Origin of the sequence: Siminovitchia fordii DSM 16014 = CIP 108821, assembly GCF_000374565.1 — a bacterium.
Classification (GTDB): domain Bacteria; phylum Bacillota; class Bacilli; order Bacillales; family Bacillaceae_C; genus Siminovitchia; species Siminovitchia fordii.
On sequence record NZ_KB894688.1, the window covers coordinates 217,874 to 234,962 of the forward strand.

The window sequence follows — 17,089 nt, forward strand, 5'->3', positions numbered from 1 at the left end:
AGAGTTTAAAAGTTGAAACGATTTAAAGAGCCAAAAATAATTGAGGGTCATCTATTAATATATATAGTCATGAAAAGCTTTTTCATGTAAGTGAGGAAAGAATCTTACACACTCGGCATCTGTCACCACATGAAGAAAGAAGAGGTATCTTGAAAGAGGAGTGAAACCTCGAAATAGATGCTGAAGAAACGGAGCATTATTGGAATCCCCTTTCCACAACATCATTCCAAGCACAGAAAGAATACATATTGCAGCGAACCGAGATGAGCTGCCTACATTGGAGCAATCTTATTGTACATTTTAAAGGGATGCAGATCCCCCATCAGGACAATAAAAAAATTGGTTGAAGAGGTAATTTTTTATAAAAACAGAGGCATCGCCCTCCAGGCAATGCCTCTTACTTTTACGCCAATGGCCTCAATACTGCCCTTACCGGACTCCCGTCCGCTCCTTCAATGGCCAGTGGTAGAGCGATTAATTCATAGTCTCCCGGCTCTACCTCACTCAACACGATGTTCTCCAGAATATAAACACCGTTGTCATTCAGCGAATGGTGTGCATCCATGGTTTTGCTGTCAATTGCATCAACGGACGGGCCGTCCGTTCCAAGAAGGCGGATGCCTTTTTCTTTAAGAAAGGAACCGATGTTTTTACGGAAAACCGTAAACTTTTCCGGAAATCGGCTTATACCCCGCCCATCCGATGTTTTGAGAAGCAGGCGCTCGACACCATCCAGATCGAAGCATTCCAGTTCTTCCCTTCCTATCATGTCGCAGCCAGTCACATCCACTACTCGAGCTGTTCCGATATAGATGTTGACATCAAGTTCGTGTATTTTTTCTCCGTTCTCATCAAAGTGGTACGGAGCATCAACGTGCGTCCCTGTATGGACGCTTGTTGTAAATTGGCCAATGTTTACAGAGCCCGTCTGCTCCTTCGTGAAGCTCAATGTAAACGTAAAAGGTGTATCGCCGGGCCAAACGCCAATATCATTAGTCAGCGGCTGCGAAATATCAATCCATTTCCGATTTCCCATGATAAACCACCACCATCTTTTAGATAATCCCTAATGTATTTAAAAATACAACAACGATTGTAATTGGTACAATCCAGGTCATCAAGACACGCCAAGAAGAATACAAAACGCCAGAACGCGATCCGTTCAATTGGAATTCTTCTTTTACAAGCGCTTTATCCATGCGATGGATAATGAATAGTGCGATGAGCAGGCTACCAAACGGCAGCATGATGTTGCTGACAAGGTAGTCGGTCGCATCGAACACACTTTTTCCAAAAATCATGAATTCCGCCAGACTGCTTGAAGAAAGAGCAGCAGGAATCGCAGCCAGGGTGATGACTAATCCTGCAATCCAAGTGACTGGCCTTCTTGAACGTTTCCCGTTGGACGTAAATGCAGCTACAATAATCTCGTACAAGCTGAATGATGATGTCAATGTGGCAAATAAAAATAGAATCAGGAATAAACTCAGGAACAATTCTCCAAATGGTATTTGTGCAAATACCGAAGGCAGTACGATGAACAACAAACCCGGCCCTTCGGCAGGCTCATATCCAAACGCAAAAACCACTGGAAAAATTGCTAAACCTGCAAGCAAGGAAACGAAAATGTTCATTCCGACAACAGAACCTGCGGAAGATGTCAAACTGACATCCCTTTTTAAATAGGAGCTGTACGTAACCATGCATGAAAATCCGACTGCAAGTGAAAAAAACGACTGCCCTAATGCATATAGCAGGGACTCACCTGTTATACTTGAAAAGTCCGGAGCCAGGAAAAACTTTACTCCTTCCATCGCACCATCAAGCGTCAGGGCACGTATAACCAAAATGATAAAAAAGATGAACAAAAGCGGCATCATATATTTATTCGCTTTTTCAATCCCATTTTGGACGCCCATTGAAATAACTAAGATATTAATCAATGAAAATAGCAATAAACCAAGAAGGGTCATGGAAGGGCTGCCAATGACTGATCCGAATAGTTCCGGATAATTGACCCCATCACCAATCACCTTTCCAACAACGGACTTTCCTGTATAAATCAATACCCAGCCGCCGACAACACTGTAAAATGAAAGCAACAGGAAACAGCCAAGAACGCCCAGTCTTCCGACCCACACCCAAAAGCTGTCAGGAGCCAGTTTTTTATATGCACTGATGGCTTCAGCCCCAGATCCCCGTCCAATGATAAATTCTGAGACCAGCATCGGCAGTCCAATCAGCAAAGTAAATACGACAAAGATGAGGAAAAAGGCCCCTCCACCGCTCATTCCAGTTACATAAGGAAATTTCCAAATGGCGCCAAGCCCGATTGCAGCACCAGCCGATGCCAAAATAAAGCCCAGCTTGGATGACCATTGATCCTTTCTATTCTCCATTACTCTTCCCCCCTACTCTAAACCTTCTGATAATTTTTTATCTGAAACCATCATCAATGTACATCATTGATGATGGTCCGGAACCGTATTACAATTCAGTTCTCAAATCCCAAAGTTCAGGGAAAAATCGATGGTCCAATACTTGCTTCAAGTAGTTGACTCCTGAAGACCCTCCAGTACCCATTTTAAATCCGATGATTCTTTCAACTGTTTTCATATGGCGGAAACGCCACTGCTGCAGCCAGTCTTCGATATCAACTAGCTTTTCCGCAAGTTCATATAAGCTCCAATATTTGTCTACATTGCGGTAAACCTCTCTCCAAGCTGCCGCTACGGTAGGATCACCCGAATAGACTTGTGAAAAGTCGCGGTCCAACAGTTCCGGGTTAATATCGAAACCTGCGCGCGCCAAAGCTTTAATAGCTACATCGTAAATGCTTGGAGCCTTGTATGCCAGCATAAGGGCTTCGTGCACCTCAGGATCTTTTTCATAGATTTTTAAAATATGGGTTGATTTATAACCCAGTGCGAATTCAATCAGCCTGTATTGATATGATTGAAAGCCTGAAGCCTGGCCAAGAGAATCACGGAACTCCAAATATTCAGCCGGAGTCAATGTGGAGAGAACGTCCCAAGCCTGAATAATCTGAGTCTGAGTTTTGGATACACGGGACAGCATTTTGAAAGCTGCGTGCAGCTCTCCTTCATCAATCGCTTTAATGGCAGCTGTCATTTCATGCAAAATCAGCTTCATCCACAACTCACTCACTTGATGAATAATGATGAACAGCATTTCATCATGATGGTCGGAAAGCCGTTTTTGACTCGATAAAACTTTGTCCAGGTTCAAATATTCCCCGTAAGTCATGTTGTTCTTGAAATCAGTATGGATCCCCTTTTCGCTCTCCAGTTTTTTATATAGCTCCGATATGGATTTTGACAATGTCTTCTCCTCCTTTTTTCATTAACGTGTGAACGCCTTCATAGACGATCAAAAATCAAGGGATGTCCGGCTGAGCCGGCCTACATCCCTGCTTATGCAACAACATCCCGTTTGTTTTCAAATTTCTTATACTCTTCATTTTGCATGATCTTTTTCAGAATCTTGACGACCTGCCATACCTCTTCAAACGTATTGTAAAGGGCCACTGGTGCCAAACGGATTCCATTCGGTGTACGGAAATCCGGAATGACGTTGTTTTCCTTCAATGCTTTGCAAATACGAGCAGCTTCCTCATGCTCTAGGAAAATGTGGCCGCCTCTTTTCTCTTCATCCCGGGGATTTGCCATGGTAAAACCGAATCCATTTAATTCGGCATCAATCAACGTCATCATATAATCCGTCATTTTCAATGATTTTTCACGGATTTTTTCAATACCCGCTTCCTCGAACATCGACAATGATCCCAGAAGCGGAGCTGCACTTAGCAAATGGGGAGTTCCCATTTGCATCACCCCTGCATCAGGTGCTGCCGACAACTCATGCTCCATATCAAACTGCTTATTTTTATCCGAACTGAACCAGCCTGCAAGTCCGGGGCTTGTTCCAAAATGTTTCTTGTTCACATACATGCCCGCAACGGAACCCGGTCCTCCGTTCAAATGTTTATACGTACACCAAAAAGCGAAATCCACATCCCAGTCACTCAGAGAATGGGGAACAGAACCAATGGAATGGCATAGATCAAACGCAATTAGAATTCCGCGTTCATGAGCCGCTTTCGTCAATCGCTCCATATCCAAAATCTGTCCGCTCCGGTATAAGACACCAGCAAGAACAATAATCGCCACTTCATCCGTCATCGCATCAATGATATCGTTTTCATCAAGCGTTTGACCGTCCCGGCTTTTTACTTGGATCAAATGCTCTTCGGGATCAAGTCCATGGACCCGAAGCTGGCTTTTTATAGCATAAATATCGGTTGGAAAGTTTAATTCATCTGCTAATATCTTCGTTCTCTTCCCTTCCGGTTTGAAAAAAGTCGAAAGGATCTGATGAAGATTGACTGTCGTTGATCCGGTTACAATGACTTCATTTTGATCGGCGCCAATCAGCGGAGCACATTTTTCACCAAGCTTTTCTGAAAAATAAAACCATGGATTGTCTCCTTTTAACCAACCGTCAATGCCGAACTGCTTCCACGATTCCAGCATGGATAATAGTGATTCTTCCGCTCTTTTTGACAACAGTCCGAGGGAATTACCGTCAAAATAAATCGTTTCCGGCTGGATGTAAAATTCATCGCGATACTGCTTAAGGTCATCCTCCCGGTCTAACTGCTGAGCATATTCCAATGATGATTTCTCAGTCATATTACCTACTCCTTCGCCCCTGAATTTTCAGTATAAATTTACTATACCTGAATAGTTTATCATTAGTCAATGATATAATGTCAATGACATTATATCACCTATCCGATTGCCTAGGAACCTTTAACACGGTAAAATAGGGCTAAAACACCAAGGAAGGAGCAAATAAAATGGACGGCTCTGAGCAAATGTCCAAGCGGCAGCTCCAAGCATTGCAAACGAGGGAGAACCTGCTGAATGCAGGACGGGCGGTCTTTCTAGAAAAGGGGTTTCAAAAAGCCACTATGACACAAATCAATAAGCTGGCACATACAGGTTACGGAACGGCATACGTCTATTTCAAAAACAAAGACGACCTGTTTACAGAATTGATGGAAACCATCATGCAAAAAATGTACGATGTCGCAGGACTTCCTTTTCATCCCCGTACAAAAGAGGAAGCGTATGCACAGATTCTAAAACAGACGCGCCTTTTCATGCAGTCAGCCTTGGAAGAAAAAGAAATGATGAAGGTCGTAAAAGAAGCAATCGGAGTTTCGGCAATCGTTAAAGAAAAGTGGAATAGCATCCGGGCCCGCTTTATTTCAGGAATCACAAAAGATATTCAATTTGTCCAGGATGCAGGACTGGCAATTGAAAGGTTTGACGCTGCCCTTATCGCAAAAGGATGGTTTTACATGAATGAGCAGGTCATGTGGGATCTGGTTCTAGGGGAAATTGAAGAGGACTTGGATGCCGTATCTGAAAACCTGTCAGAACTATATGCCGGGGGGCTATATAAGTAAAATTCCGGCAAAATCAAAAAGCCTTTGAGCGAACAATTCACTCAAAGGCTTCCCGCCAATGTTTTTCCCTTTTCATTGCAGTCAATCAGCTCAAACCGCTCACAGACAAGCAAAATTTCATCAGAGAATGAAAGGCCTTTTTCTTTTAATTCACTTGTGAAAAATTTGACATGGATATCCCACCATTCCTCATATGAGCCTTCCCCTTCTGAAATGGCAAAATCCTCCGTCACTTCATTCATCGGTAGGATTTCCACTTCGGTTGTTCGAATGATGGCTACCGGCTGATCCTCACTATCGAGGATAATGCTGTAATCACCTTCTTTTGGGAGAGGCTCATTTTCAAGGTCATACAGAAGCTTGCATGAACATGTTGCTCGTTTTTTGCCTGCAATTACCAGTGAAGCCAGCTTATCGGGCTCAGCTCCGAACTGCCAAGCACTAACGGAAGAAGGTTTTTGTGAACTTCCCCAAAATTCATTCCAATATGTTAAAGAAGCTTCGTTCATCGTGACATCCTCCGGTATGATTTTTAAAAATCGAATCCCACTTTGGAATAATCCGTTTCTCCCCACTCCTGTGTCCGGGTTTTTTCATTGGCTGCTTCCAGGTTCTGGATGATACCATCGATATCAACAGCTTGATCATAATGCCACTGAAGGGCAGCCGATGCGTACAACTCGTTCAATTGAGCAATTGAGAACTTCTCTGTCTGCTCGGCGATATACAGAACATCAGACTTAGACATAAACCGCTCCATATTCTTAATTTTCAGGAGATATTGAAGGCGCATTTCGAAGTCAGGCCGCTTAATTTCATAAGCCCGATCAAAGCGGCCTGCACGATTGATCAGAGCCGGATCGATTTTTTCAGGATAATTGGTCGTTCCAATTAAAAAGATGCCTTCTTTTGAAGTGGCCCCATCCAACGTATTCAAAAACACAGACCTTGAAGACTCCGGCATGGAATCGATATCCTCAATCACCAAAACCATTGGTGCCATCTTCGCTACAATGGAAAATACCTCTTTTATGGAGTAGCTCGTTGTATATTCCGTAATCTGCCAATACGCGACAGGAGCATCAATACTTCCTGCGATGGATTTCACGAGCGTTGTTTTTCCATTCCCGGGCTGTCCGTAAAGCAAAATTCCTCGCTTATATGGGATGTTATAAGTTTTAAAAAAGTCTCCACTTTCGTTGAAAAACTCGTCAATCGAACGGTAAATCTCCGATTTCAGCCCCTCTTCCAACAGTACATCTTCTCTGCTTACAAGAGAAGTGACCTTCTCCTTTTCACGTTCGACTCCTTCTTCAGTATCAGTGAAGACACTAACGCAATCCTTCATGATTTCCTTTTGACGATCATATACGTACTGTAAAAATGTAAGCAGGCTCTCATCGTCTTTAGCATAGATGAATTCGTGCTGATAATCCGTAAAGCTTTGAAAAATTGGCAGCTTGACCAACGCAATTTCATAGTCTGGATAAAAATAAACGGCATTATTAATGGATGGTTTGATCACAAAACCATACTTGTCGTCGTTTTGCTCATAATCAATGCACCCGGTTTCCACGTGATCATAAATATATGAAAGAAGCTGTGCTTTTCCGGAAGCCAAATCCTCTTCCAGTACATTCCAGATTTCTTCCACATTTTCATTGTCCAGATACATTTTTAAGATGAGTCCGGTCTGTTTTAAAATAAATCCATGGACTTTGTCCAGTGCCACACCGTAATCATAATAGTATGGCAAAACTTCACGATTATTTTCCGGCAGTCGAATAATATATGATTCTTTCAATGTCATTTCCTTCCGTCTCTATAGGCTGTATTACTCATTTAAGTTTACCGGAAAATCTACAAATTGAAAAGGCAACCTGATTGGGAAACTAACGACTGATTCGGGTGGGAAAATTGTATTCTTCGTTCCTCATAAATTTCAACTGATTAGTGGTTTAATGGTTTATTAGAAGTGGCTCTCATATGATTGGTTAGTGACCGGGTTCATGGGTAACTACGGAAAACGGGAATCGGGCTCTATTTCGCTGGATTAGTGACCATTTTCAGGAGCAGCTACGGATAACGGGAATCTATACACTCGATTTGTGACCGGGTTCTCTTGCAACTGCAAAAAACGGGAACTAATACGCTAGATTAGTGACTACTTTCAGGAGCAAGAGCGGGAAACGGGAATCTATCTACTCGATTAGTTACCGGGTTCTCTTCTAACAGCAAAAATCGGGAACTAATATGCCTGATTAGTGACCGTTTTCAGTTGCTATACCGGATAACGGGAATCTATACACTCCACTAGTGACCGGGTTCTCTTGCAACTGCAAAAAACGGGCTCTAATACGCTAGATTAGTGACCATTTTCAGGAGCAACTACGGATAATGGGAATCTATACACTCCATTAGTGACCGAATTCTCTTCCAATTGCAAAAAACGGGCTCTATTTCGCTGGATTTGTGACCATTTTCAGGAGCTATACCGGATAACGGGCATCTATCCACTCCATTAGTGACCGAATTCTCTTCCAATTGCAAAAAACGGGCACTAACACGATGGATTAGTGACCGTTTTCAGTTGCTATACCGGATAATGGGCATCTATCCACTCGATTAGTGACCGAATTCTCTTCCAACAGCAAAAATCGGGCACTAATAAGCTAGATTAGTGACCGTTTTCGTGGGCAACTACGGATAACGGGAATCTATACACTCGATTGGTGACCGAGTTCTTTTCCAACAGCAAAAAACGGGAACTATTTCGCTGGATTAGTGACCATTTTTAGGAGCAACTACGGATAACGGGAATCTATCTACTCGATTGGTGACCGTATTCTCTTCCAATTGCAAAAAACGGTCACTAATACGCTAGATTAGTGACCGTTTTCGTGGGCAACTACGGATAACGGGAATCTATACACTCGATTTGTGACCGGGTTCTCTTGCAACTGCAAAAAATGGGCACTATTATGCCTGATTAGTGACCGTTTTCAGTTGCTATACCGGATAACGGGCATCTATCTACTCGATTAGTGACCGTATTCTCTTCCAACTGCAAAAAACGGGAACTAATACGCTAGATTAGTGACCGTTTTCGTGGGCAGCTACGGATAACGGGCATCTATTTACTCGATTAGTGACCGGGTTCTCTTCTAACAGCAAAAATCGGGCACTAATAAGCTAGATTAGTGACCGTTTTCGTGGGCAACTACGGATAACAGGCATCTATACACTCGATTGGTGACCGAGTTCTATTCCAACAGCAAAAAACGGTCACTAACACGATGGATTAGTGACCGTTTTCCAAGAATGATCCTATTTAGCTCTTTTATTTCTTATATAAGCGTTTCTTAAAAAGGATTTGAAGTCACTTCTCAGCTACATAAAAGAAAAACACTCTTTTATAGCCTATTACATCCCGGGATGCCCTTTCGGGAATAAAATGATCTCTTCCTTAAATGGGAACAGTTTCATTTCCCTCGCTTTTTCCCCGTGGTTAATCATGATTTCATGAAAAATTTCCTGATCGCTTTTTCCGTCTGTGTTAACTCCTAATTTTTCAGCCGCATTATGAATCATTGCTTTTCGCACATCCCCAGCCACTTCACGAAGATCCCTGCCATCGGTTGAAATGCCGTATTCTTTGGCATACTTCAGTATTTGCGCTTTGCGCACCTCGTATGTGAGCTCTTTCAGAGATTTGCCATCACTAGGAATACCCATTTCCGCGGCTTCCTTTTTTACTTTCACTTCTTTGATTTCTTTCTTTAGAGTTTTGATATCCTTGCCTTGGGTACTGATTCCATATTGCTGAGCAATTCTTGTTACCCAAATCTTTTGAATCTCTTTTTCCAATTGGTCCGTGGTTTTTCCTTCAGTTGAAATTCCTAATCCTTCCGCATGCTTTTTAATATAAACATCGCGGATTTCCTTATTGAGTGTTTCCGTATCCTTGCCTTCCGTGTCAATCCCCAGCATTTCCGCATATTTCTTTGTCATTTCCGGGTCCATTTTAAATTGACGCTCACCAAATTCAGAGTCATGCATTTCAGCCATTACAACTGATTCCATACCAACAAAGACCCCAAACGCAAGGATGGCCGCAAAAAGATATGTAGTCAGCCTCTTCATTATGAGTTCCTCCTTCAAGTGTGTACTTCATCTTTAGCATGCCCTTTTGCAAAATAGTCATGAATAATAAAAAGCAATAACGTCTTATTTTTAAAAACGATCCGCCGGGATTGATCTTAAGTCAGCTTGACCCTAACAATATCACCTTGCCAGTTTAAAAACTCCACGTCCCTATAGCACAGAAGGCATATGGAGATCTTGTCTTGCATATCTGTCATTTCACCTGAATTCTTTTTCTTAAATAAAAAAAGAATGCCGAAACCGGCATCGATATGATATGCTCCCCTTTAAGCATCAAGGGTTTATTTTTTACCTGTCTACTTGACAGGGGGCAGTTCACGTTTGGATCGTTACTGATTCTGTTCTTCTTTGCTTTCTTTTTTCTCCCCCTTTTGTTTGAGTAGAAAGAGCTGCAATGGCTCCACGGAACCAGTCAAGAGTTTGTAAACGTAAGATGAGGTGAGCTGATAGCTGTTTTCGATTTTTTCAGCGAGGTAATTGGCCCTCTCAAACAGGATGGAGCGTATATTTGTCACTTGTCTCAAGATTTTTTCAGTGATCGCTTCCTGGTTATCCAATCGGCTGATCACTTCCCGATGCCTTTCCTCCTGCTTCGAAATTTGTACCGCCATCTCCTTCTGAAGTTCATACTGTTCATTCAATTTTGTTAAAAGCTTCTCATTGTCGACTTCAACTGACTTTAACCGCTTTTCGATTTCCTCATTCGTTCCACTGGCCTCCAAAAGCTTTTCCATCACTTCTTCTTTAAAAAGCTTCTCCTCTCCCAGCATTTCCTCCTGCTTCTGGTTTTTGTCCTCAATCGCAGTCAACCTGTCCTTTACATCTTCATGGATCTCATCATGCTTCCGGTCATATCTTCTTAAATCTTTCAATTGATAGGTAATATTCTTCCATTGATTTTTTCGTATCCGCTCCTGATGTTCCACCATTTTATTTAAATCCAAAAACGATCGATGCAAGGTAACATTAGCTTTTTTCTGGCCTTCTATGAATTCTGTCCACTCATCTATTTCAACAACCGATTGGTTGGGCGCGTCAATTTCTTCATCATTTTTATAAATATAAAGGTGTTCCTCCTCGTTGAAGTATAATCCCATTTCGCTTATACACCTCCTTGCTTTTAAATTTATTTATTAGCTTATGCAAAGAGGCTGCAAGGAGGGACTCGGCAAATTTAGGTGGACACAGGGCTAGGCAAAATGAGATTTCCCTGGCATAACAACAGAAAAAGCTTGTAGAAAAAATGTACTTTTCCTACAAGCTTTTTCGTTTCCGGCTAATTATGGTCTGGGCTGGACCATCGTCATGCAATGAATATTGCCGCCGCTCAGAGACCACTCTTTAGTCGGAAGGCCGATCACTTTTCTATCCGGCATCAATTCTTGAAGTTTTCGAACAGCTTCCTCATCTCGAGGGTCATTAAATTGAGGTACTAAAAATCCTCCATTAACAAAATATCCGTTAATATAAGTAACCGCCAACGGCTGATTTGGCTCGCGAGGAGCCGCATCTGCAGCAATATCAAAGCCTTTGTTTTCTTCTTCTGTTATATGGATGACTTCAGGGATATGGATTTTGTGGATTTCAAACTTTCTCCCTTTCGCATCCGTTTCTTTGCTCAAAACATCATACGCTTCTTTGAACACCGGATATTGCGGGTGATTGACATCGTCAACCCATGAAAGAGCGATGACGCCAGGCTTGATGAAAAAGAGGATATCATCCACATGCCCGTCCGTTTCATCATAAAGCATTCCTCTTTCCAGCCAAATCACCTTGTCCAGACCGAGATATTCTTTACAATTTCTTTCGACTTCCTCTTTGGACATGTCTCCGTTCCGGTTCGGATTCAGATTGCATTGCTCCGTTAAAATAATCGTTCCTTCTCCATCTACCTGCGTAGCCCCGCCTTCAAGAATAAAGTGCTTGGCATCATATGAATCTATATTTTCAAGTTCGAAAAGCTTTTGTGCAAACTGCTGGTCCAAATCCCATGGGAAATACAGACCTTCCTCAAGTCCACCATATGCATTGAATCCAAATTGGACGCCTCTCATTTCCCCTTTATCGTTGATAACGTAAAATGCCCCTTTATCCTGAACCCATGATTCATTCGTCGACATTTCCACAACCCGGACTTTTTCCGATAATCTTGCTCTTGCATTTTCATACTGGGCTGCAGAACAGATCACTGTCATTTCTTCATATTCTGCGATTGTATTTGCTACGATTACAGCTACTTCCTGCGCAGGTTTTCCCCCATTCCGGAAAGCAAAGCCTTTTTCCGGCCAAATGATGATTGACCCCTTATGCGGTTCGAACTCTCCCGGAATTCTAAATCCGTCTTTTTTCGGTGTGCTGTCTTTAATTGTTCTTGCCATAATCATTCTCCTCTTTTCTAAATGATGTCGTTTTTATATGTGTAAAAAGTAAAAACCTAGTTGAAACTGCGACGGACAGGATGTCGCAGGACGCAGTGCTTTAGGCGGCTAGACGCCGCGAGCAAAAGGATAAGCCAACAATCTACGACTTCTTCGGCGCCCGCCTAAGGCCGCACGCTTTTATTGTTCATTATTGAGTTCCGGCGGACTCACTCTGAAAAACTTCGTCAAATATAAAATAAGACAAAGCCGATCGCCGCCCAAATAGCACCAAGGATCATTGCGCTTGTTTCAAGGCTGTACCAAAGGTATAAGTTGAACGCCAGGCCCGCACCAGGTATGACGATAGAAGTGATGGCCGATTTGGCAGACCTGTTTTTTTCCTTCCTGAAAAAATAAACGATAACAGACAGGTTAACAAAAGTGAATGCGACAAATGCTCCAAAGTTAATAAGAGAAGCCGCTTCCATTAAATCCAAAAATACCGCTGTCATGGCCAAAGCCCCTACAAGAAGAATATTAAACACGGGCAATCCAGTCTTCGGGTGAACATATCCGAAAAACTTTTTTGGTAGGACTCCATCTCTTCCCATCCCATATAGTAAGCGGGATGCACTCATTTGCTGGGTTATTCCGCAGGCAAGGACGGCAACAACATAACCTGAAATAAAGATTGAGTGGAACAAGGCTCCACCGATATACTTCGCAATTTCCGGTGAAGCGCCTTCGACATCGCCGAAAACGGATACATCCGGAAATAAAGATTGCATGAAATAGGTTACCGTAACAAAGAAGGCCCCTGCACTCAAGGCAATGATAAAGATCGCCCTGGGGATGTTCTTCTTTGGTTCAATAGTCTCTTCAGCCAACGTTGTTACAGCATCAAAGCCGAGGAAGGAAAGTGCCAAAATGGATGCTCCTGCAAAAACTGCTGAAAAGGACAGATCCTCGGAATAAAACGGATTCAGTGAAAATGTACTTCCGGTGTCACCGTACATGATCATTCTAATAGTCAAAATGACAAAAATGGTTGTGACCATTACTTGAAGAATAACCAAAAGGTAGTTAAAGATGACCGCCAGTTTGACTCCCATAAGATTAAGTGCCGTCGTAATAGCAATAGTCAAGACAATCCATATCCACGAAGGAACACTTGGAAAAGCCGATGACATATAAATACTTGCCAGCAACGCGTTGATCATCGGAAGAAAAAGATAATCCAGCATGGCGGACCATCCGACAAGGAAACCCAAATGTGCATTCATCGTTTTCCTTGTATACGTATAAACCGAGCCGGCAGACGGATATTTTTTTACCATTCTCCCGTAACTGTACGCCGTAAATAAAATGGCCACGATAATTAATAAATAGGCCGCTGGCACATGCCCTTTTGTAATATCGGAAATAATACCAAATGTATCGAAGACTGCCAATGGTGACATATACGCCAAACCAATAAAAACGACATGCCTCAGTTTTAGTGATCTCTTCAATTGTCCTCCGTCAGAGATTGTTCCCTTTTCCAAAGAACCATTTAAATCTTTTGCCTCATTCAAGTTCATATACTCCCTCCCATTCCAAAATAATCTTATAAAACTTTTATGGTTTTAAGAGTTTTCAAAGGGATAAAAAATGGACCCCTTTTTCATCTAAGTGGTTGTCACCTCCTAAAGAGTACTTCTTTACAGCGGATTTTATTCATTTTTCAACTATGCTGCTGCCCTGACAGATGATGACGCTTCCAAGCCAAGCCCAAATGCCAGGATTGATCATTTGAGCAAAATCCGCCCTGCTTTTTGTGAGATTCATCAGCTAAAAATTAATCTATATTCAGCCCCCTTCTCAAATAGCCAAGGATATTTTACTTCAGTTCACATGTTCCTTGGTTTATTCAATATTTTTTTATATGCAATATATATGCCACTTTTAAAACTTCCGTAAATTAGCACAACTTTAGACCCTTTTATAAAATGTGAGCCCTCGCCGGGATATAAAACGAACCGATTTCATTTAAAATTGATGCGCTACCGAATCATTTTGTTATTTTATGTACTCATAAATAAACGTAAAACAAATGCAATGTTTGTCCATCTCGAAACATATAGTTAATGAGGGGGGATGGCAATGATCACTTTGGTAAGATGGGCGGTTGCCTACGTATTCGTCGTTTCTGGAACAATGAAATGGATGAATCAGGAGCTGGCAGACACATTTATTCAATTAAGGCTGCCGTATCCCGAACAGCTGATGATGGCAGTAGCAGTGACTGAAATCGTGTGCGGATTTCTGATTTTAATCAATAGGGGAGCAAGGCTTGCCGCAATCCCGTTGATGGGAATTATGGCAGCTGCGCTGGCGTTAACGAAAATCCCTTTAATTTCATCTGGATTTATGAACTTTGCTTTCGGAGCAAGATTGGACATCGTGATGCTTTTGCTGCTTTTTGTTTTGTTTAATTATAATGGAAAAATGAAATAAGGATAGAGTGAATTTTTCTGGTAACGTGACATCCTACCTTAAGAACGAAACTTCTTTTCAGGTACTAGCTTCGATGACCTCAGCCTACTTTCAGGAGACCATCCATTTAATCAACACCATTTAAAAGCCAGCTCCAACCGGAACTGGCTCCTTCATTTATTCTACAATGACGTTGACCCCTGTTTCACCGTATTTCTGATAGGCGGCATGGTATGTTGGACCAACACCCCGCTTGAAAGTAATGGAGTGACGGATGGCGGCAGTAATGAATCTTTTCGCTTCTTCCACAGCTTCTTGCACCGATTTACCTTTCGCAAGCTGGGCTGTGATTGCCGCTGAGTAGCTGCATCCCGCTCCATTTGTATGAATCGTATCGATGCGCGGGGCTTCAAGCAAATGGAATTTATCGCCATCAAATAATACATCGACAGCCGGGCCTTCAAGGCGGCCGCCTTTTACAAGGACATATTTCGGGCCGAGCTTCTGCAATTCCACTGCCGCTTCCTTCAAGTCCTCAACCGTTGTAAGTGGCTGACCTGTTTCCAACAGCCGTACAGCCTCAGGCATATTGGGCGTAATGATTGTGGCTAATGGGATTAATTTTGTCTTTACAGCCTCAATTGCGTCATCTTTTAACAACGCCGAGCCCATTTTACCGATCATGACTGGATCCACGACAATATTGGGCGTATCTGATTCCTCAATCCACTTGGCCACATGGTTGATAATTTCCTCTGTAAAAAGCATGCCCGTTTTTATCGCATCCGCTCCAATATCACGCAACACCGTATACACCTGCGCTTCAATGGAGTTCAATTCTATGGGAAAAACACCCTGATCTGTATGAGGGTGATTAGCGACGATCGCTGTTATGGCGCTAAGCCCAAAAACATCCATTTCTTGGAACGTCTTTAGATCCGCTTGGATTCCGGCTCCACCTCTAGCTGCAGAACCTGCAATAGATAATGCTCTAGGTATACTCATGTGATCAATCCTCTCTGGCCTGATGTATCAAGCTAAAGTCCGTTTTTTTCTATTAAAATCTTATGAACATTATCCTTTAACCAAGCGGATTTTTGCAAGGAGTTCATACTGGCAGCGTTCATTTAAAAAAATCCAGTTCAAAATGAATACAACATTTTGAACCGGATTTCTTATAGCGGCCTGATATTATTTCTTCACAGGCAATTCGAACGTAACAGATTTCTCTTTAAATAATGCCTTGGCGCTATCATCTTTAAGCGGCCCGACTTGAAGCTCGAACTTTTTAAAGATGTCGAACTCGTCTTTTCTGAATAGGAAAACTGTAAGGAACTCGTCTTTGTCTCCAGGGTTGGATGTACCGGAATAGTTCGGCTCAAGCATTCCCTGATTAAACATTGTTCCTCGGTCATCATCGATTGTCAGCTTTCTTTCGACCAAGAATTTATCAAAAGGAGTGTCGCTTCCGTTTTCAATCGTTGTTTTTACAGTTAGTGCCACCAAGCCGCCATCTCCAAAGTTCCTGAACCTTTCAGCATGGGCAGCTGTCGGAGTGACATTGGCATACTGAACACCATTTAGGGTGATTTTCACACCATCGATTTCTTTCGTTTCATTGATATCGGTTTTTTCGAAAAAGATTTCCTTGTCCGCGATATTGTCTGTCACCATTTTATCTTGATAAAGTTCTGATGAAGTTTCAGCTTTTTCAGCACCTTTTTCATTAAATGGCAGCTTGAACACTGCTTCTTCACCCAGTTTTTTACTTACATCATCATCCAGGAATAATCCGTCAATCTTCAAAGTCGGAGAAGTTAAGCTCTCATATTGTGCTTTGGTCATCGAGTGAGCATTCATCCCTGTAAAACTTTTCCCCTTGGAATACTGGGATGCATTTTCTGTGCTTTCATCCTTCAGCCATTCTTCCCGATCAACGAAGTGCTGTCTCGGAATGATGTAATCTCCACCATCATCCGACAATAATGAAACGCCCCCTGAATAATACACGTCTTCATCAGATTTATTATCCAATGTCATTTTATATGTAAGGACGTATCCTTCATCCTCGTCTTCGAAATCGACCTTGCTCGACTCATTCATGTTTGTTACATGGACAATTTGGTATTCATCAATTTCAATCGTAACATCATCACTGTATGAATGCTTTAGTCCAGGGTTTTTATTTGTATAAATAACTTCAACATCCCCGCCTGTTTTCTCCTCAATATATGTGTTTAAAACAGAACCGTCGTCTGCTTTGTCTGCGGAATCCTTTTCTTCGTCTTTCTCTTCTTCTTTATCTTCATCTTTTTCTTCGGCATCCGCTTCAACTGTTTCGGTCTCATCTGCTTTTTCTTTTGTTGCAGCAGGTTTCGCCTCTTCTTTTTTATCATCGGCTTTGCTTCCGCACGCTCCAAGCAAAAGGACAGCCAATATAACCATGGCCAGCTTTTTAAATTTCATTTTAATTTCCCCTTTTACAATTTGTTTTCAAACGTATCATAGCATTTACAAACTGCTCTTGGTGCATTTTAAGGGAAAACGAAACAAATGGCCTAACACTTCAAATGAAGATGAATAGTCCATTCGG

General features: G+C 42.1%; 13 protein-coding genes and 1 pseudogene. 2 read left to right on the forward strand and 12 right to left on the reverse strand.

The window, feature by feature from the left end:
• Window positions 1-403 precede the first annotated feature (403 nt).
• The 4 genes from kynB to kynU form a co-directional block, all read right to left on the reverse strand.
• Window positions 404-1,036 carry an arylformamidase gene (kynB, locus tag C509_RS0108450; protein ID WP_018706489.1) on the reverse strand — a complete coding sequence of 211 codons (633 nt, stop codon included), beginning with the start codon at window positions 1,034-1,036 and terminating at the stop codon, window positions 404-406.
• A 19-nt stretch (window positions 1,037-1,055) separates the two neighbouring features.
• Window positions 1,056-2,399, reverse strand: coding sequence for a sodium-dependent transporter (locus C509_RS0108455; RefSeq protein ID WP_018706490.1), 1,344 nt, complete (start codon window positions 2,397-2,399; stop codon window positions 1,056-1,058).
• A gap of 88 nt (window positions 2,400-2,487) precedes the next feature.
• Window positions 2,488-3,267: a tryptophan 2,3-dioxygenase gene (kynA, locus tag C509_RS0108460; RefSeq protein ID WP_051088680.1), complete on the reverse strand. Its 780-nt coding sequence runs from the start codon at window positions 3,265-3,267 to the stop codon at window positions 2,488-2,490.
• Between the two features lie 167 nt (window positions 3,268-3,434).
• On the reverse strand, window positions 3,435-4,712 hold the full coding sequence (kynU, locus tag C509_RS0108465) for a kynureninase (protein WP_018706492.1): 1,278 nt from the start codon (window positions 4,710-4,712) through the stop codon (window positions 3,435-3,437).
• 167 nt (window positions 4,713-4,879) lie between these two features.
• On the opposite strand from kynU, the gene C509_RS0108470 reads away from it, so the two are divergent.
• Complete coding sequence (locus tag C509_RS0108470) at window positions 4,880-5,494, forward strand: TetR/AcrR family transcriptional regulator (protein WP_018706493.1); 615 nt, start codon at window positions 4,880-4,882, stop codon at window positions 5,492-5,494.
• 41 nt (window positions 5,495-5,535) lie between these two features.
• On the opposite strand, the gene C509_RS0108475 is transcribed toward C509_RS0108470, so the two are convergent.
• The 6 genes and pseudogenes from C509_RS0108475 to C509_RS24730 form a co-directional block, all read right to left on the reverse strand.
• Window positions 5,536-6,003, reverse strand: coding sequence for an ASCH domain-containing protein (locus C509_RS0108475; RefSeq protein WP_018706494.1), 468 nt, complete (start codon window positions 6,001-6,003; stop codon window positions 5,536-5,538).
• A 23-nt stretch (window positions 6,004-6,026) separates the two neighbouring features.
• Entirely contained in the window at window positions 6,027-7,304 is a 1,278-nt protein-coding gene (locus tag C509_RS0108480) for an ATP-binding protein (RefSeq protein WP_018706495.1), read from the reverse strand.
• A gap of 1,613 nt (window positions 7,305-8,917) precedes the next feature.
• A complete protein-coding gene (locus C509_RS0108485) occupies window positions 8,918-9,637 on the reverse strand; it encodes a hypothetical protein (protein ID WP_018706496.1) in 720 nt (239 codons plus the stop codon).
• Window positions 9,638-9,987: 350 nt separating this feature from the next.
• On the reverse strand, window positions 9,988-10,755 hold the full coding sequence (locus C509_RS0108490; protein ID WP_018706497.1) for a hypothetical protein: 768 nt from the start codon (window positions 10,753-10,755) through the stop codon (window positions 9,988-9,990).
• Between the two features lie 183 nt (window positions 10,756-10,938).
• Complete coding sequence (gene aguA, locus C509_RS0108495; protein WP_018706498.1) at window positions 10,939-12,039, reverse strand: agmatine deiminase; 1,101 nt, start codon at window positions 12,037-12,039, stop codon at window positions 10,939-10,941.
• Window positions 12,040-12,219: 180 nt separating this feature from the next.
• Window positions 12,220-13,550, reverse strand: a pseudogene (locus C509_RS24730) (APC family permease).
• Between the two features lie 613 nt (window positions 13,551-14,163).
• Here C509_RS24730 and C509_RS0108510 point away from each other — a divergent pair.
• Entirely contained in the window at window positions 14,164-14,517 is a 354-nt protein-coding gene (locus tag C509_RS0108510) for a DoxX family protein (protein ID WP_018706501.1), read from the forward strand.
• A gap of 156 nt (window positions 14,518-14,673) precedes the next feature.
• Here the strand turns inward: C509_RS0108510 and thiD are convergent, their stop codons facing one another.
• The gene (gene thiD / locus C509_RS0108515; RefSeq protein ID WP_018706502.1) at window positions 14,674-15,501 is read right to left on the reverse strand and encodes a bifunctional hydroxymethylpyrimidine kinase/phosphomethylpyrimidine kinase; all 828 of its coding nucleotides are present in this window, start codon (window positions 15,499-15,501) and stop codon (window positions 14,674-14,676) included.
• Window positions 15,502-15,687: 186 nt separating this feature from the next.
• Window positions 15,688-16,962, reverse strand: a complete 1,275-nt coding sequence (locus tag C509_RS0108520; protein WP_018706503.1) for a DUF5068 domain-containing protein — start codon at window positions 16,960-16,962, stop codon at window positions 15,688-15,690.
• Window positions 16,963-17,089 lie beyond the last annotated feature (127 nt).

Bases quoted from the DNA above. Each gene is read 5' to 3' on its own strand.
- kynB (WP_018706489.1), bottom strand. From the start codon at position 1,036: ATGGGAAATCGGAAATGGATTGATATTTCGCAGCCGCTGACTAATGAT.
- C509_RS0108455 (WP_018706490.1), bottom strand. From the start codon at position 2,399: ATGGAGAATAGAAAGGATCAATGGTCATCCAAGCTGGGCTTTATTTTG.
- kynA (WP_051088680.1), bottom strand. From the start codon at position 3,267: ATGACTTACGGGGAATATTTGAACCTGGACAAAGTTTTATCGAGTCAA.
- kynU (WP_018706492.1), bottom strand. From the start codon at position 4,712: ATGACTGAGAAATCATCATTGGAATATGCTCAGCAGTTAGACCGGGAG.
- C509_RS0108470 (WP_018706493.1), top strand. From the start codon at position 4,880: ATGGACGGCTCTGAGCAAATGTCCAAGCGGCAGCTCCAAGCATTGCAA.
- C509_RS0108475 (WP_018706494.1), bottom strand. From the start codon at position 6,003: ATGAACGAAGCTTCTTTAACATATTGGAATGAATTTTGGGGAAGTTCA.
- C509_RS0108480 (WP_018706495.1), bottom strand. From the start codon at position 7,304: ATGACATTGAAAGAATCATATATTATTCGACTGCCGGAAAATAATCGT.
- C509_RS0108485 (WP_018706496.1), bottom strand. From the start codon at position 9,637: ATGAAGAGGCTGACTACATATCTTTTTGCGGCCATCCTTGCGTTTGGG.
- C509_RS0108490 (WP_018706497.1), bottom strand. From the start codon at position 10,755: ATGGGATTATACTTCAACGAGGAGGAACACCTTTATATTTATAAAAAT.
- aguA (WP_018706498.1), bottom strand. From the start codon at position 12,039: ATGGCAAGAACAATTAAAGACAGCACACCGAAAAAAGACGGATTTAGA.
- C509_RS0108510 (WP_018706501.1), top strand. From the start codon at position 14,164: ATGATCACTTTGGTAAGATGGGCGGTTGCCTACGTATTCGTCGTTTCT.
- thiD (WP_018706502.1), bottom strand. From the start codon at position 15,501: ATGAGTATACCTAGAGCATTATCTATTGCAGGTTCTGCAGCTAGAGGT.
- C509_RS0108520 (WP_018706503.1), bottom strand. From the start codon at position 16,962: ATGAAATTTAAAAAGCTGGCCATGGTTATATTGGCTGTCCTTTTGCTT.